This window comes from Rhodocytophaga aerolata, assembly GCF_030503435.1.
Classification (GTDB): domain Bacteria; phylum Bacteroidota; class Bacteroidia; order Cytophagales; family 172606-1; genus Rhodocytophaga; species Rhodocytophaga aerolata.
The window spans coordinates 183,028-199,119 of the sequence record NZ_JAUKPO010000013.1 but is presented as its reverse complement, the minus strand read 5'-3'; the positions used below and the strand labels follow the sequence as shown (position 1 = coordinate 199,119).

Genomic DNA, 16,092 nt, shown 5'->3' with positions numbered 1-16,092 from the left:
CTTAACATAACTATATTTATATCAACAAACTAGTAAGGGAGTTTCATTTTGACTAACCCATCTCCTTCCAAAACAGGTATTACATTATATAAGTCTTCTCTGATGCAGAATTCAATATCTTTTGCCAGATTAAGCCTATGTAAGCGTTTTACATGCGAAGATGATGCCATTGACTTCAACATATTGTACTTCATACAAGAATAAATAGTGAGTGCCCCAAGCGATGCATCATCTTCAATAGTGAATCCATCGCGCAATTCATCGGCTACGGCACCTGCAAACAGCGTATCTTCCAGGTTTACCCTACCCTTCCATCCGGCACACAGAATTAACACATGGTGGGGCTGGGACTGCAGATAATTAATAATAGCGGTTTTATTCAAGAACGATCCAATAATTACCTGAATAGCTTCTTTAGATTTAGTAATTGCTTGCGTGCCGTTTGTGGTAGTCATGGCAATGGTTTGCCCAATTAATTTCTCATCCATATAGCTAAATGGCGAATTATCTAAATCGAAACCATCGGCTTTTTTTGCATCCCGTTCCGCAGCAGCTAAAAGGCCCTGGTTTTGCAATGCTCTGCATTCCTCTAGAGTAGCTACTGGAATAATTTTTTCTACCCCATGGGCAAAGGCGGTTGTCATACATGAAGTTGCCCGTAGAATATCTACTACTACAACTACTCTGTCCTTTACACTATACAAATGCAAAAGTTCAGGCGTAAGACATATATCAATTAGTTTCATGGAATGTTGTGTAAGGAATATGGTAATGTCTGTGTTTTATAAAATAACTGTTTTAGGAAGCAGAAGAAGGTGCTTTTTTATAGAATGGTAATTTTACAACTTTTGCCTTTAAAGGCTTATTTCGCACCACTATATAGAATTCTGAATCAGGCTGGCTATACGCTGACTTCACGTAACCCATACCAATACCAATGCTTAGGGAAGGAGACTGGGTGCCTGAAGTAACTACTCCGATATTTTCTCCTTTTTCATTCACAATTTCATAATGGCTTCTGGGGATGCCTCTGTCTATCATTTGAAAAGCAACCAGTTTTTTCTGCAAGCCAGTGGTTTTCTGATCCTGAAAATGTTTAACATTTGTAAATTCTTTGGTAAACTTTGTAATCCAACCTAATCCTGCCTCTAGAGGAGAAGTTGTATCATCTATATCATTCCCATACAGGCAGAATCCCATTTCCAGCCGTAAGGTATCCCTTGCTCCAAGGCCGATAGGTTTGATATCGTAGGGTGCTCCTGCAGCGAAAATTTTTTCCCAAACCAGTAAGGCATACTCATTGGGCACATAAATTTCAAATCCGCCGGCTCCGGTATAACCGGTAGCCGAAATAAGTATATCTTCTATTCCAGCAAAGGTTGCTTTCACGAATGTGTAATAGTCCATGCCAGCCAGATTCACTTCAGTTAATGAATGCAGAGCTTGAGAAGCCTTAGGACCCTGAACAGCAAACAGACATGTTTGATCCGAAATATTAATCATCTGCGCACCTTCGGTATTCTGAGATTGAATCCAGTTCCAGTCTTTTTCTATATTAGATGCATTCACCACCAGCATGTATTCCTCTTCAGCTATACGGTACACGAGCAAATCATCTACGATCCCTCCCCAATCATTTGGTAAACAAGAATATTGAATTTTGCCATCTACTAATTTAGCGGCATCGTTTGTGGTTACCTTCTGTATCAGCGGCAAAGCCTGTGGACCGCTGATAAGAAACTCTCCCATGTGCGAAACATCAAACACGCCTACCCCATTCCTGACAGTCGTGTGCTCTTCTATATCTGACGAATAGCGGACCGGCATATAATACCCTGCAAAGGGCACCATCTTGGCTCCAAGCTCTACATGTTTATCATGCAAAGGGACTTTTTTCAACGTGTTATCTGAAATCATTGGCTAGTTGTTTACTAATTGGTATTGAGCTTATGAAAATTACCAGTTACAAAGTAAAACATTTTTTATGGCTTATGATAATTCCTTTAAATTAAAGCTCAAGCGGTGATAGGGAGTTATTCCATGTTGCTGGATTGCTTTCCGGTGATAAACCGTAGGATAAGCGGCATTCTTCTCCCAGCCATAGTGCGGACACTCTTTAGCCAATTGTTCCATAAGTTCGTCTCGGTGGGTTTTGGCCAGTACAGAAGCTGCCGCAATAGCAAAATACTTGGCATCTCCTTTTACGATACAAATATGAGGGATAAAGGGATACGTAGTAAAACGGTTGCCATCGACTAATAATAATTCGGGTTGCACAAGTAGGGTATCTACTGCCCGGTGCATGGCCAGAAAACTGGCATTGAGAATGTTTATTTGATCTATTTCCAGGCTAGATACTTGTGCTACCGACCAGCTGATGGCTTCCTTTTCTATTTGCACCCGGAAGATATCACGCTGTTTCCTGGAGAGTTGTTTGGAATCGGTTAGGTAAGGATGGAAAAAATCTTTAGGAAGTATAACAGCTGCAGCCATAACCGGGCCTGCCAGGCACCCTCTTCCGGCTTCATCTAATCCGGCTTCGGTTAAATTGTCAGTATAAGCAGATTTTAACAAATAGGTTTACAGGCTTGAAGTTTCTACTAAAACTTCGCAAAACTATTTAATTTATACTAAACTTTCACATCAGCTATGAATTCTCTATTCAGATGCAATAGAACCAGTCAGCTATTGTTACCTTAATCTTCTTTTGAATAACATAAATACTGCGCCAATAATAACCAAGCAGAGAATAATTTGCCCGATAGCTATATGCCTTTCAAATCCCAGAAAATTAAGCAATAAGTCCAGAATAATGATAACAAGATAAATAATGGTCAATAGCAAGATAAAAATGCCTGTAGGAGTAAGATTCATAAATCCGGAATAATTGTGTATAGCCTATCCCCTTTGAACGGATATTTTATGTTCTGGTTGAGATTGCTTTTGGATTGTGTCAGGCTATTTACTTATTTTGAAACATGGACATACATAAAAATCCTTGGCAAACTCTCTCTACTCAACATATTTATGAAAATCCCTGGATTAGTATCCGGGAAGACCAGATAATCAATCCTGGTGGGGGCCATGGCATCTATGGCGTAATTCACATGAAAAATAAGGCCATTGGCATTATTCCTATCGATAAGGAAGGCTATACGTATCTCGTTGGCCAGTACCGCTACACCTTAAATGAGTATTCCTGGGAAATACCTATGGGAGGAGGCCCAATAGGCATAGAGCCTTTGGAATCTGCTAAACGCGAATTGCAGGAAGAAACCGGATTTACGGCAAACAGATGGACATTTATTGCTCATATACATACTTCCAATTCGGTTACAGATGAAGATGGGTATATTTTTTTAGCCGAAGAATTAACCGCCGGAGATACAGCATTTGAAGAAACCGAAGATTTGGCTATCCGGAAGGTACATTTAAAGGAAGCAGTAGACATGGTGATGGATAATAAGATAACAGATGCCATCAGTGTAGCCGGTATTCTAAAGGTAGCTCGCCTGTTAAACCTATAATTGCCTTCACCTCTTATGCAGCGAGATCAGCAATTGCTCCAATTACGGCCTGTACTAGAGCTAAATTCAGAAAAAACGCTAGAAGAAGAATACTTCGCTAACACAAGTTTGAGGCCTATTCTCAAACTTCAGCATCACCTGTTGATAGCCATATTCACTCACTATCTGGAAGAAAAATCCATTGCCTTATCTTCCATGAATGCCTTTAAACAGCGGGTAACTATAGAAAATGCCATAAAAAAGGATTTGCCCATCCGGCATACATTAATGGGCTGCATCATCGGGCATTTTACAGAACAAGAATACACGATTTTTCTATCAAATCGGATAGCCTTGCAAAAACGCTTAACCGGCTTACTGATTCAACGCTTAACAGATACATTTATTAAACCAGATATTATTTAAAACAAACCCTCCTAAACTCACATCTCATGCCGTTAGTCATTGTTGTTTTTGGTGTATTGTTCTTACTGCTATTAATGATCGGATTTAAACTGAATGCATTCTTAGCACTTATCCTGGCATCGATGGCAGTAGGCATTGCAGAGGGCATGACCCCGGCAGCTGTTATTACATCGATCCAAAACGGGGTTGGAAGTACGCTTGGTTCACTAGCCTTAATTATTGGTTTTGGTGCCATGTTAGGCAACCTGGTGGCCGAAAGCGGTGCAGCTCAACGGATAACTTTCAGGCTTATTAAAAGCTTTGGAGTAGCCAGAATTCACTGGGCCATGGTGATTACAGGATTTGTCGTAGGGATTCCTCTGTTTTACAATGCCGGCTTTGTACTGCTTATTCCTATTGTGTTTACATTAGCTGCTTCTACCGGTCTGCCACTTGTGTATGTAGGTATGCCCATGGCTGCTGCGCTTTCTGTAACGCATGGATTTCTGCCTCCTCATCCTGGCCCGACTGCTATCGCCGTTATTTTTAAAGCTGATATCGGGTTAACTTTAGTTTACGGAATCATTCTAGCCATTCCTACCATCGTGTTGGCCGGACCAGTATTTGCCAGCTTTTTAAAAGGCATACAGGCCAATCCGCCAGAGGGACTTTATAAGATAAAAAAATTTGAAGAAGATGAACTGCCCGGCTATGGGATCAGCCTTTTTACGGCCTTAGTACCTATCTTATTGATGGCGGTTGCATCCCTAATCAATGTATTTATACCCGATAGTTCAGAACTTAAACCCATTATAACATTTATTGGCGATCCGGTAATTGCTTTATTGGTAGCTGTGCTGGTGGCTATTTTTACCTTAGGACTGAACCGTGGAAAAACCATGCCGGAAGTAATGCAAATTATCAGCAGTGCTATTACTGGTATAGCGATGATCTTACTTATTATCGGAGGTGGTGGTGCCTTGAAACAAGTATTAGTAGACTCAGGCGTAGGAACCTATATTGCCGAACTAGGAAAAGAAAGTAATTTTTCCCCCTTAGTACTTGCCTGGAGTATCAGTGCGTTGCTTAGGGTTTGCCTGGGTTCGGCTACGGTAGCGGGTTTAACAGCCGCAGGCATTGTTTTACCGGTTATGCAAAGCACTGGAGCAAATCCTGAATTAATGGTCCTTGCTACCGGTGCCGGCAGTTTGATGCTGTCCCATGTAAATGATCCTGGTTTCTGGATGTTTAAAGAATACTTTGGCTTAACACTCCCACAAACCTTTTCATCCTGGACCCTGATGGAAACCATTGTCTCTGTAATGGGTTTGCTAGGCGTATTGTTGTTGAATATTTTTTTATAAGCGAAAGTCAGAGAAAGTGCTGTTTTTTTATTCTACAGAATACTTATATTTGCTAAAACCATTACTAAAACAAAAAATAGTATGAAAAAACTAGGAATCTTTCTGATGGCTTGCTTGATGGTACTTACATTCAACTCTTACACCCAAGCTCAAGCTAAAGAAAACACCCAAAGCCCTAAATCAACAGTTGAAGGAAAATTTGTAAAAATCAGGTACAATCAGCCTTCGTTAAGAAACCGCAAACTAGGAACCGACCTTGCCCCATATGGCAAAGTTTGGCGCACTGGAGCTGACAGTACAACCAAAATCACTTTTACCAAAGATGTACAATTTGGAGGTAAAGATGTAAAAGCTGGAACGTATGCCTTGTTCACAATTCCTACCGAAAAAGAATGGACAGTAATCCTGAACAACGACTGGCAGAAATGGGGGGCTTATAGCTATGATGAATCTAAAGATTTGGTTCGAGTTAACGTTCCTGCCAAAAAAGCTCCCAAGACTGAGGAAAAGTTTACCATTAAAGTGGATGATAAATCCAACAGCTCAGATCTGGTTATGATGTGGGGAGATGTAATGGTAGCTGTGCCGGTAAAACAAAAGTAAATCTAGTTTATAGAAGGCTGTAACTCTGTTTACAGCCTTTTTACTATCATTCTATCCGTTCTCTTTCTCACTTTCTCCGGTTTTATTGCCTATTCCTGAATGAAGGAGCAGCTTGCGAAAAAAATAACTAACAAACAAACCTGATAGCAATAGCTGATTTTTATGAGCACTGAGATATAAAAATTAAGCAGCCAATCTATAAAAATCTGAATTTATACAATATACCGGCCAACCATTCGTCTATCCTGATAGAACCCTACCCGGCCCATGAAATCTTCATTAACGCTACATACAGAATATCAGCTATACAGAGAACAAACTGTAGGCAATGCTTTTATACAGGAACGCAAACGGCTGCTTGACTTCATAAAAAAACGTGTATCCAATACGGCTGATGCAGAAGATATACTCCAGGATGTATTTTATCATTTTGTGGAAAGCTTCAATATACTCACGCCTATTGAACATGTAACGGCTTGGCTCTTTAGGGTTGCACGGAACAAGATTATAGACCGGTACCGGAAGCACAAACCTGTATTGCTGGATAACCTTTCTGGCTCCGATATGGAAGATGATCCGGCCTATACGGTGATTGATCTTTTGTATGAACCGGGCGATAATCCTGAAAATATGTATCTGCGGGAGGTGATTTGGGAAGAATTTGCGGTTGCTTTGGAAAAACTTCCTGCCGAGCAAAAAGAAGTATTCGTTTTGCATGAGCTGGAGGGAAAAAGTTTTAAAGAAATAGCAGAACAAACAGGGGTAGCCGTTAATACACTACTCTCTAGAAAAAGGTATGCCGTGTTATTTCTAAGAAAACATCTGGAACGTACCTATCAAGATATTATAAAAAATATTCATGGTTAATCTTTATCAGTGGTTATGAAAAGACAGCGGAGCATACGGTTAGTAAAAATTTTATTCATTTTTGGCATTAGTCTTCTGGCTTTGAGTTTACTAATTATGCTATTATGGAACAGCCTGATACCAGAGATATTTAATGGCCCCAAAATAAGTTACTGGCAATCACTGGGCTTATTATTATTAGTGCGGATGATAACCTTCAGCTTTAGGCCTTGGTCCTACAAAAATTACCAGCGTGGAGGTTACTGGCAGAAAAAATTTGAAGAGAAACTAGCCTCTATGCCCCCGGAGCAGCGGGAGCGCATAAAAAGTATATGTGCCAGCAAATGCAGCAGCTGGCAGCGGAAGCAGCAAACGGCTACAGAAAGCGCCACTGCCAATTAGTGAAGAAAAACAGGTAGGATTTATTGCTCAATTTTCAGGCTATTTGTACTTTTTCCCTGCAATCAAATGCAAGAATCAGATAGTACTGATAATCGAACCCGGATTCTATTTCTTTGATTTTGACTACCTCCGTAAATATGTACTGTTTTTGATTAGCCAGCACAATAATTTTTTTAGACTCTGTAGTCTGCCAATCTACTTCATCTTTGTAACGTTTATCTAAAATCACCCTCAGATTAGTCCGATAGACCGGTCCTTTTTCAGGCTCCTCAGATGCAAAAGGTAATTGGACATATAACAGATCATTCGTCTGAATGGAAATAACAGAAGAGTGGTCATCTTTCGCCTGTAAAATATATTGTCCCATAGATTCGATCATCAAGAAAATATTTAGTGTTTAATAAGTGTGTTTTTGAATTACCCTAAACGGAAAGTTTAACTTTTCATAGATACATTTTAATTATGTAAAGTAATAACCGTAAGTATTTGGCTTTGAGGAGCTATATGTAAGAAATAAATAACTGTGTAATTAATAATTCCTTGATGAAGAGATAATATCTATATCATACAAGTTAGCTAACTTGCTGGAGTCAAATAACTTACTATAACTTTCCTTTGGGTGGGAGCGTTTAAATAGTATGTTTTGAAAACTTCACTAACTCACTAAGCCATATGCAAGAAGAAGTGGTAAAGCAAGTGAAATCCATGAAAGATTGTGTTGCAGCCCTGGAACACAACGAAAAAAGTGTGAGTGTGGTGAGTATATTTATCCCCTCTTTAATCGATCTGATCAGCAAAACAGATAAACCTACCGATTTTTTTTATCCTGCTTTTAAGCTTGATATGATAGGCGATTTAAAAGTATTAACTGAAAAACATGTAAAAGAATACTGGGATTCAAAATCGGAACAGGAGAAAGCCCAGGCTTTTGAGTATATCCAATCTGAGTTATTGTATAGCTTGGTTTTGTTGCAAATGACCCTTGAACAAAACTAATTTTTCCCACAATCGGCTAAATCCGTTGGTAAACCTGGCTACTTTCCAGAGGCTTTTCAACTAAGTGCAACTCCAGTAAGGTATTTGCAACATTTAACAAGATTGATTCCGGAACATGAGAGGTTTGTGCCCATTTTGTAAGTGCAAACCAGGTAGCAGCATCTTGCATACTCAAACCAAAATTCCGAGCAACTAAACCGGGAGACGTTTCATCTTCCATAAACCGCTTGCTGGCCTGAAAAATTACCTTCAATAGTTTCTCTACCTGGTGTCCAAACTGGTTAATAATTTCCTGGCGGGCAGCTATAACAAAACAGGGCCATGGTGTGGGACATTCTCCTAGCCTGCGAAACTCTCCTTTATCTACAAAAGGTTGGGTCATAAAACGTTCCCACATGAAAATGTCAGCCGTATTCATTTTAAAAGCTTCTCTGGCTCCATTTAAGTCTCCCACAATTACCAGTTGTTCTTCTGTTAACTGCCATCCCCGCTGCCTGGCATCTACATAAGCCATCAGGTGAGAGCCTGAACCCATCCGGCTGATCGCATACCGTTTTCCTTGCATCTGTTCTATGTTAGTAAAGGAGGAAGTTGCCGGCACATGGATGCCCCATATTAATGGAGATTGCACATACATGCTGACAATTTTAGACGGATTCCCTTTCGCAATATCTGCCACTATCCCCTCTGTCAGCAAAACGGCTATATCCAATTCGCCACTCCGCAAATCCTTGGCCATGGCCCCAGTGCCTCCGGGATAGTCTTTCCAGATTAACTGTATCGATTCTTTTTCAAACCATCCTTCGTCAATGGCCAGATGCCAGGGCAAATTAAAGTGTTCTGGTACACCTCCAATTCTAAAATGTACGGGATCAATCATTTATATAAAAATTAAACGAAAACAGTTTACCATCATCTAAACGGGTTATCTTTTTTTAAGATACATTATGGTATACTGCCTGCACATCGTCGTCTTGCTCAAACTTTTCTATTAATTCCATTATTTCATCTTCCTGCTCGGCATTAAGAGCCACAGAAGTATTGGGAATCCGCTTGAGTTCTGCACTTTTTACCGGGATTTGTTTCTCCTCCAGAAACTTCTGCATTCTGGCAAAATCGGCAAAGGGGGTATATATAACAAGCTCATTCTCTTCTTGTTCTATTTCATCCAATCCATGATCGATCATTTCAAACTCCAGCTCTTCCTTATCGATTCCGTTGGCATCAATTCTGAATACGCCTTTGCGGGTAAAAATAAAGTCCAGCGAACCGGTTTTACCAAGTGTTCCTCCTCCCCTGTTAAAATACATCCGGATATTTGCTACGGTCCGCGTGGGATTATCGGTTGCAGTTTCTACTAAAATAGCTACACCATAGGGGCCATACCCTTCATAAATTACCTCTTCATACCCTTTGTCATCTTTAGACGCCGCACGTTTGATAGCAGATTCCACCCGGTCTTTGGGCATGTTATTGGTTTTGGCATTTTGAATGAGCGTGCGCAACCTTGGATTATTTTCCGGATCAGAACCGCCTTGCTTTACGGCAATAGATATCTCTTTTCCTATTTTAGTAAAAGTTTTGGCCATCCAGTCCCATCTTTTTTCTTTGCGGGCTCTCCTGAATTCAAATGCTCTTCCCATACTATACGATGATTATAAAATATACTTTAGTTTATTGGATATTTTTGGCAAAGATAAATGTTAATATGCATTGATGCAGGGGGAATGCTAATTAATTTACTTCATCTATTAGCTTTTCTTCATGTTGGGCAACTCAATTCATTTTACATGTATACCCGAGAACAAGCCACACAACTCCGGCAAGCTTTCTGGACTGCTTTTGGACAATATATGGCCCCGGTCCCCTCAGCCGAAGGCACGAAAGTAAACTGGTCAAACTATAAAACTGGGTTAAAACATGTGTATTTCAAAATGGAGGCCGGCAATAAAAAAGCTTCTATTGCTATTGAACTTACCCATCCTGATCCGGATATTCAGGAGCTGTTTTTTGAGCAGTTTGCTGAGTTAAAAAATTTACTCCACAATCATTTACAGGAACAATGGGTATGGGTACTACACACTAGAGACGAAAATGACAAAACAATCAGCCGGATTTTTGCAGAAATAACCCAGGTAAGTGTTTTTAATCAAGACGACTGGCCTCAATTAATTTCTTTTTTCAAGCCCCGTATCATCGCTTTAGATGAATTTTGGAGCAATGCCAAATACAGCTTTGACGGTCTTTTATAAATAAGTCTGATTAATTGGTAAGTTCAATGGTGTAAGTTGCTTCAAACGTGTTGCCTGCATTAAGTTTTTGGATGGCTTCTTTTTCTGAAATATCTACCCGTCTATCTTCGGTATCTGCACAGCCTAGCCAGGGTTCTATGCAAACAAAATCCGCTCCTGGTTTAGCCCAGATGCCTAAATACTCAAAATCCGGAAAGGCCAGACTTAGAGATTTAGTATGTAAAGTGCTTTTTAATTGAACGTTACGGGAATGCAGGTCTTTAAACACCAGTGCATCTTTACTGAAAAGATCTTTCGTTAAGAATAACTTTTGTTCAGTCAAGGGCACTACTTCTGTTTTACCATTAAACAACCCGGAATCTCCCAGCAAATGCCTGGTTAATTGCGTATCTTCCGGAAATGACAGATAATAATCAGTATATTTTTCGCCTTCATAGAATGGCACTTTGAAAGCTGGGTGACCGCCCACCGAAAACCAGATTACTTGCTCATCTTGATTAATAACCCGGTAAGTAATAAATAACTTCTTCTCATTCAGTTTATAAGATAATTGAAATTGAAACTTAAAGGGATAGTGAAGAAGGGTGTCAGATGAATAAGACAAATCAAACAGAGCATGCGTGCTATCAGAAGCAAGCAAGGTAAATGTAGACTGGCGTGCAAAACCATGTCTGTCCATTGTGAATGTTTTTCCGTCTATAAATAAAGTGTTATCTATACAACCACCTACCACTGGAAACAAATTAGGTGCATGCCATGCCCATACCGACGGATCGGCTTGCCAGAGTTGTTCCGTATTAGCAACTTTATCATACAGCGAATGCAGTTCTGCCCCTTTTTCTGAGATAGAGACTTTTAAGTAATCATTTTCTAAGGTTATCATCTTTAGTTGGTATGATATGAGCTAACAATATAAAAACAAAAGCCTCTAATTCTAAAATTAGAGGCTTAAAATGTACCCAGGGCCGGAGTCGAACCGGCACGGGTGTGACCCCATTGGTGTTTGAGACCAACGCGTCTACCGATTCCGCCACCTGGGCATTTATTGGAATTGGGTGTGCAAAACTAATGCATTATGTCTAACCTGCAAATTATTTTATCAATTTTTATAGTTCATCTGTGTTGGATACTTGGTACAGAGAAACAGCTTCAGGCTTTGACTCAAATAATACTTTAGTTTGTGCCCAAGTAGTTCTGAAAAATTCCGATTTTCTGTATTGTTCCAAAGCATCTTCATCTGTCCAGATGCTATAGGTATAAAAAATAGTTGCTTTGTTACTATCCCTTAATAACTCCAGATGCAAACAACCAGAAAATTGCCTAATCTTGTATTTCGATTGTTCAAAAAGCTGAATAAAGGTATTGATCTGGTCAACCTGAAAGGTCATTTTTACTAAGCGAGTGATCATTTATTTCTTAAAAGCAATTAACTTGAGTGTGAACAAAATATGCAGTAGCTATGTTTGAGAGGTGCTGGCTACCGTATGAAAATGATAGCCTGTGACAGTTCTCACGTCATATTTGGTGGTTTAAACAAAAATAGCTAATTTTTGATTTGCTTTTCTGTTTCAACAGGCAGTCGGCTTATTTAACTAACTATTAACCCTTAACTAGATACATTGGTAGAAAAAGTAATAACACTGGAAAATATCTCATTGATCGATTTTCTGGGCGTAGAAAACAACAATATTAAAGAAGTAGCTGCTGCTTTTCCTAGCAGCCGGATTATTTCCAGGGGTAATGAAATCAGAATAAAAGGTAGTACGCCTGAAATAATTAAGATTAACGATATCTTAAATTCTCTTCTGGATCATTATCATAAATATGGCAGAGTAACCCAGGAGAATGTTTTAAATTATATTCAGAAAGATGAAGTAAATGTACAGCATACCAACGAAGAGGATATACTTCTTTATGGGACAAAGGGCTCTGTAATTAAACCAAAAACAGCCAATCAAAAAACCTTGGTAGAGAGTGCCGATCAGCATGACTTGGTTTTTGCTTTGGGGCCTGCCGGTACTGGAAAAACGTATATATCTGTTGCCTTGGCTGTAAAAGCTTTAAAGAACAAGGAAGTTAAAAAGATTATTATTACCCGTCCTGCCGTAGAGGCCGGAGAGAATCTGGGTTTTTTACCTGGTGATTTAAAGGAAAAGATAGATCCGTATTTGCGCCCGATATATGATGCCTTGGATGATATGATTCCAAGTGAAAAACTCAAGTATTATCAGGAAAACCGCATCATTGAAATTGCGCCCCTGGCCTATATGCGTGGCCGAACGCTGAATAATGCATTTATCTTGCTGGATGAGGCACAAAACACCACACCTATGCAAATGAAAATGTTCCTGACACGTATGGGTCCAAATTCTAAAGTGATCGTTACTGGTGACAGATCTCAGGTAGACTTGCCTCGTCATCATAAATCTGGCCTGGTGGAAGCCATTAAAGTACTGAAGAATGTAAAAGGTATCGGATTTGTGGAATTGGATGCCAAAGATGTGGTTCGTCACCGCTTAGTCAAAGAAATAATTCAAGCATATGATCAAGCTGAAAATGAAGAGAAGAAGTAATACACCTTATACAAACTTCTGCCTTATTTTTAGTCTACTCTGGGGATTCATCTTGGTTAGCCAAACAAATGGCTATAGTCAAGTAGATCCCCGGTGTCTTACCCCTCAGTACGATTCTTTACTACATGCCAGGTATCCTGGTCTGGGGCAACACCGTGATAAATTAAACCAGATGGTCATACAGGCTCGTAGCAAGGCCGTAAACAGAGCTCATCTGCGTACCAATGCAACAGAAACGACTATTATTATTCCGGTTGTTATCCATGTAATACATAATACCAGAAGCGGATATGTTGGTGGGGCAAACAACGGAAATATTTCTGATGAGCAAATTCTTTCTCAGCTTGAAGTATTAAATGAAGACTATAGGCGCAAAGAAGGAACAAATGGGTTTAATACAGACCCGGTGGGTGCAGACGTAAATATTGAGTTTCACCTGGCAAGCCTGGACCCAAATGGAAACCCAACTACTGGAATTGTGCGGGTATTTGATGAACAAGCCTCTTTCGACATCAATACAGATGATCAGAAACTAAAAGCCATTTCTTACTGGCCAAGCAACCGGTATCTGAATATATGGGTAACTTCACTAAAAAATAAGTATTTAGGATATGCCCAGTTTCCAGATGTAAACGATGTACCTGGCCTCTCCCCTATTGGCGGATTGGAAAAAACAGATGGTGTGGTAATCAACCATACCAATTTTGGCAGGCGTACAGGTACTGTTACCTCTAAAGTGTATGGGGATGGACGAACGACTACTCATGAAGTAGCTCACTGGCTGGGTTTGCTGCACACCTGGGGAGACGATGACTGCGGAAACGATTATTGTGAAGATACCCCCGAAGCTTCTGGTCCAAATAATACAACCTCCTGCACCGATCTGTTTTCAACCTGCTCTGGTACAGAAATACGGAACATGATTGAAAATTTTTTAGACTATTCGCCTGACTTATGTATGAATGTGTTCACCCAAAATCAAAAGGAACGTATTCGTTTAGTTATGGAAGTAAGTCCCAGACGGGCAGAGTTGGTACGTCGATCAAGCGAAGCATTCAAATCGGCTGAAGACAATACAGTGCATATAGGCCCTAATCCTGCAAAAGATTTCGCTAATATCTATGTCAATTACAGTGATCTTTCCAATATCAAAATTGAAGTTGTTGATATTGTAGGAAGAACAATGAATACAGTTTCGTATTCACTCTCCGGTAATAGGCTATCCCTGGACGTTCGCTCTATACCCAACGGCTTGTATTTTGTCAGAGTCGCCTCGGATAATCAAACCAACACGGTGAAATTGATGGTAAAGAAAGAGTTATAAGATTTTTCTATAAGAATTGATCGCATACATCTTTTCTGTGAATTTTTCTGTTAACCGCACATCTAACCACATACTCCTTTGATAGAAGTAATTCATATTACCCAACCGCAACATCAAGAAATTGCCTACCGCATACGGGAAACTGTGTTTGTCCATGAGCAACAGGTACCCGCCAATGCGGAATACGATGAATTTGAAACTTCTTCCAGGCATTTTCTGGCGTTTGCAGATGGTATTCCTTGCGGTACCGCCAGGTGGCGATATACAGATAAAGGAATAAAACTGGAACGTTTTGCTGTATTGAAGGAATTCAGAGGCAGATGTGTTGGCTCTGCCTTAGTTCGGGCTGTACTAGCTGATATCCAATTACAGCCCGTTGCACAGGGTAAAATATTATATCTGCATGGACAACTTTCAGCTATGCCGCTTTACCGTAAATTCGGGTTTGAGCCGGTTGGCGATATGTTTGAAGAATGCAATATACAACACTTCAAAATGATTCGTAAACCTGGCCTCGCCTAATAATTATCTACCTGTTGCTTGTCAGAGTTCCTTTTATTTTTTCCGCTACTAAACCTGCCACCTCTCTCCCACTTTGCATAGCTCCATTCAATGAAGGGTAAGCCGTGTAATCACCACAGGTATAAAGAGTATCTGATTGTTTCACTCTCGGGTCATATTGGGTGTCTGGTGTGTAGGATGGGAGAGCTTGAGGTATAGAATAGGTTCTTAGATGTTGCCAGGTATGTACCTGTTCACCAAACCATTGAGTTAACTCAGCCCTAACCTGCTTGATCAATTCCTCTTCTCCAAAAGAATAAGGTTTTATAATATTGACCGAAATCAGCGATTTACCCGCAGGGGCATAGGCTGGAGCAATATCACTTGGTACACATACATGATTGACCAGGCTTGTTTCATCGCTGTTAATAACCAACATGGGTGTTTCTAACGGCGAATGAGGCGCATTAAAATAGACACATGTTGTATCATTAAATGCATACTCCTGATTTTTGCCTAGTAATTTGTTCACTGAAGTCGCATCTACGGCCATCACAACACAATCTGCAGTCAGCACCTCTCCATTCGAGAGATATACCTGATTGTCCTTCACCAATTTTACGGCTATCCCTTTTCTAATACTGCCAGCCGGCAATTTAGCAACTAACTGCTTTGGAATTGCCTGTATACCTTTCATTGGAAGCACCGCATCTGAAACAGCAAATTGTTTGAAAACAAACTGAAAAAAGTTACTAGAAGTACTTAACTCCCTTTCTAAGAATACCCCACCAAAAAAAGGTTGAAAAAATTGTTGGATAATCTTTTCGCTGAAGCCGTACTTTTGCAGAAAATGTTTAGTACGGCTATCTGGTTGGCTGAAGATTTCGTCAATTGTTTTTGCTTTCAGTTCAGCTACCAGCTTTAAAATTTTTATTTTGTCCAGCAATGATCCAATAGGTGTAATCAGATCGGGTATGGCAGCTAATGGCTCTTTCAGCGGATTTACCAATTGCAAAAAACGGCCTTCCTTTCTGATAATTGCGCCAGAACGGAATGGTTGGAATTGCAATGCATCATACGATAATATCTGCTTTGCTTCAGGATAAGACGTTAAAAATATTTGAAAACCTCTGTCTAACTGAAATCCATCCACCAGGTCAGTCCGGACTCTTCCTCCTACCTCTTCTGCTGCTTCAAGCATGACAAATGGCACTGATTGCCGCTCTAAATACGTAGCGCACGTGAGGCCTGCAATTCCTGCTCCTATTATGATTACTGAATGATGTGACATTTTCTCGTAAATAAGTAACTACTCTATAT

General features: G+C 40.0%; 20 protein-coding genes and 1 tRNA gene. 11 read left to right on the top strand and 10 right to left on the bottom strand.

The window, feature by feature from the left end:
* Window positions 1-29: 29 nt before the first annotated feature.
* The 3 genes from Q0590_RS20930 to rnhB form a co-directional block, all read right to left on the bottom strand.
* Complete coding sequence (locus tag Q0590_RS20930) at window positions 30-746, bottom strand: 2-phosphosulfolactate phosphatase (protein ID WP_302039553.1); 717 nt, start codon at window positions 744-746, stop codon at window positions 30-32.
* Window positions 747-798: 52 nt separating this feature from the next.
* On the bottom strand, window positions 799-1,917 hold the full coding sequence (gene gcvT, locus Q0590_RS20925; RefSeq protein ID WP_302039552.1) for a glycine cleavage system aminomethyltransferase GcvT: 1,119 nt from the start codon (window positions 1,915-1,917) through the stop codon (window positions 799-801).
* 72 nt (window positions 1,918-1,989) lie between these two features.
* Window positions 1,990-2,574, bottom strand: a complete 585-nt coding sequence (gene rnhB, locus Q0590_RS20920; RefSeq protein WP_302039551.1) for a ribonuclease HII — start codon at window positions 2,572-2,574, stop codon at window positions 1,990-1,992.
* Between the two features lie 404 nt (window positions 2,575-2,978).
* Here rnhB and Q0590_RS20915 point away from each other — a divergent pair, with 404 nt between their 5' ends.
* The 6 genes from Q0590_RS20915 to Q0590_RS20890 all read left to right on the top strand — a co-directional run bounded on the left by Q0590_RS20915 (window position 2,979) and on the right by Q0590_RS20890 (window position 7,126).
* Complete coding sequence (locus tag Q0590_RS20915) at window positions 2,979-3,527, top strand: NUDIX domain-containing protein (RefSeq protein WP_302039550.1); 549 nt, start codon at window positions 2,979-2,981, stop codon at window positions 3,525-3,527.
* Between the two features lie 15 nt (window positions 3,528-3,542).
* Window positions 3,543-3,932 carry a hypothetical protein gene (locus Q0590_RS20910; protein ID WP_302039549.1) on the top strand — a complete coding sequence of 130 codons (390 nt, stop codon included), beginning with the start codon at window positions 3,543-3,545 and terminating at the stop codon, window positions 3,930-3,932.
* Window positions 3,933-3,958: 26 nt separating this feature from the next.
* Window positions 3,959-5,275 (top strand): gluconate:H+ symporter, encoded by a 1,317-nt coding sequence (locus tag Q0590_RS20905; RefSeq protein WP_302039548.1) that lies wholly within the window; start codon window positions 3,959-3,961, stop codon window positions 5,273-5,275.
* Window positions 5,276-5,356: 81 nt separating this feature from the next.
* Window positions 5,357-5,878 carry a DUF2911 domain-containing protein gene (locus Q0590_RS20900; RefSeq protein ID WP_302039547.1) on the top strand — a complete coding sequence of 174 codons (522 nt, stop codon included), beginning with the start codon at window positions 5,357-5,359 and terminating at the stop codon, window positions 5,876-5,878.
* Between the two features lie 267 nt (window positions 5,879-6,145).
* On the top strand, window positions 6,146-6,745 hold the full coding sequence (locus tag Q0590_RS20895; protein WP_302039546.1) for an RNA polymerase sigma factor: 600 nt from the start codon (window positions 6,146-6,148) through the stop codon (window positions 6,743-6,745).
* Window positions 6,746-6,760: 15 nt separating this feature from the next.
* Window positions 6,761-7,126 carry a hypothetical protein gene (locus tag Q0590_RS20890; RefSeq protein WP_302039545.1) on the top strand — a complete coding sequence of 122 codons (366 nt, stop codon included), beginning with the start codon at window positions 6,761-6,763 and terminating at the stop codon, window positions 7,124-7,126.
* A gap of 34 nt (window positions 7,127-7,160) precedes the next feature.
* Here Q0590_RS20890 and Q0590_RS20885 read toward each other — a convergent pair whose 3' ends face one another.
* Window positions 7,161-7,505, bottom strand: coding sequence for a hypothetical protein (locus Q0590_RS20885; RefSeq protein ID WP_302039544.1), 345 nt, complete (start codon window positions 7,503-7,505; stop codon window positions 7,161-7,163).
* 293 nt (window positions 7,506-7,798) lie between these two features.
* On the opposite strand from Q0590_RS20885, the gene Q0590_RS20880 reads away from it, so the two are divergent.
* Window positions 7,799-8,122, top strand: coding sequence for a hypothetical protein (locus tag Q0590_RS20880; protein ID WP_302039543.1), 324 nt, complete (start codon window positions 7,799-7,801; stop codon window positions 8,120-8,122).
* A 16-nt stretch (window positions 8,123-8,138) separates the two neighbouring features.
* Here Q0590_RS20880 and Q0590_RS20875 read toward each other — a convergent pair whose 3' ends face one another.
* Together Q0590_RS20875 and Q0590_RS20870 are read right to left on the bottom strand one after the other, a co-directional pair.
* Window positions 8,139-9,002, bottom strand: coding sequence for a substrate-binding domain-containing protein (locus tag Q0590_RS20875; protein ID WP_302039542.1), 864 nt, complete (start codon window positions 9,000-9,002; stop codon window positions 8,139-8,141).
* A 55-nt stretch (window positions 9,003-9,057) separates the two neighbouring features.
* Window positions 9,058-9,765 (bottom strand): YebC/PmpR family DNA-binding transcriptional regulator, encoded by a 708-nt coding sequence (locus tag Q0590_RS20870; RefSeq protein ID WP_302039541.1) that lies wholly within the window; start codon window positions 9,763-9,765, stop codon window positions 9,058-9,060.
* Between the two features lie 147 nt (window positions 9,766-9,912).
* Here Q0590_RS20870 and Q0590_RS20865 point away from each other — a divergent pair, with 147 nt between their 5' ends.
* The gene (locus Q0590_RS20865; protein WP_302039540.1) at window positions 9,913-10,374 is read left to right on the top strand and encodes a DUF4268 domain-containing protein; all 462 of its coding nucleotides are present in this window, start codon (window positions 9,913-9,915) and stop codon (window positions 10,372-10,374) included.
* 10 nt (window positions 10,375-10,384) lie between these two features.
* On the opposite strand, the gene Q0590_RS20860 is transcribed toward Q0590_RS20865, so the two are convergent.
* From Q0590_RS20860 to Q0590_RS20850, 3 genes are all read right to left on the bottom strand, one after another.
* The gene (locus Q0590_RS20860) at window positions 10,385-11,257 is read right to left on the bottom strand and encodes an aldose 1-epimerase family protein (RefSeq protein ID WP_302039539.1); all 873 of its coding nucleotides are present in this window, start codon (window positions 11,255-11,257) and stop codon (window positions 10,385-10,387) included.
* A 73-nt stretch (window positions 11,258-11,330) separates the two neighbouring features.
* A tRNA-Leu gene (locus Q0590_RS20855) sits at window positions 11,331-11,414 on the bottom strand.
* A 66-nt stretch (window positions 11,415-11,480) separates the two neighbouring features.
* Window positions 11,481-11,783, bottom strand: a complete 303-nt coding sequence (locus tag Q0590_RS20850) for a putative quinol monooxygenase (RefSeq protein ID WP_302039538.1) — start codon at window positions 11,781-11,783, stop codon at window positions 11,481-11,483.
* Between the two features lie 210 nt (window positions 11,784-11,993).
* Between Q0590_RS20850 and Q0590_RS20845 the strand changes: the two genes are divergently transcribed.
* The 3 genes from Q0590_RS20845 to Q0590_RS20835 all read left to right on the top strand — a co-directional run bounded on the left by Q0590_RS20845 (window position 11,994) and on the right by Q0590_RS20835 (window position 14,793).
* Window positions 11,994-12,947, top strand: coding sequence for a PhoH family protein (locus Q0590_RS20845; RefSeq protein WP_302039537.1), 954 nt, complete (start codon window positions 11,994-11,996; stop codon window positions 12,945-12,947).
* Window positions 12,916-14,271: a T9SS type A sorting domain-containing protein gene (locus tag Q0590_RS20840; protein WP_302039536.1), complete on the top strand. Its 1,356-nt coding sequence runs from the start codon at window positions 12,916-12,918 to the stop codon at window positions 14,269-14,271. Before Q0590_RS20845 ends, Q0590_RS20840 begins: the two co-directional genes overlap by 32 nt.
* Window positions 14,272-14,349: 78 nt before the next feature.
* Window positions 14,350-14,793 (top strand): GNAT family N-acetyltransferase, encoded by a 444-nt coding sequence (locus Q0590_RS20835; protein ID WP_302039535.1) that lies wholly within the window; start codon window positions 14,350-14,352, stop codon window positions 14,791-14,793.
* A gap of 7 nt (window positions 14,794-14,800) precedes the next feature.
* On the opposite strand, the gene Q0590_RS20830 is transcribed toward Q0590_RS20835, so the two are convergent.
* Window positions 14,801-16,063, bottom strand: coding sequence for a protoporphyrinogen/coproporphyrinogen oxidase (locus Q0590_RS20830; RefSeq protein WP_302039534.1), 1,263 nt, complete (start codon window positions 16,061-16,063; stop codon window positions 14,801-14,803).
* Window positions 16,064-16,092 lie beyond the last annotated feature (29 nt).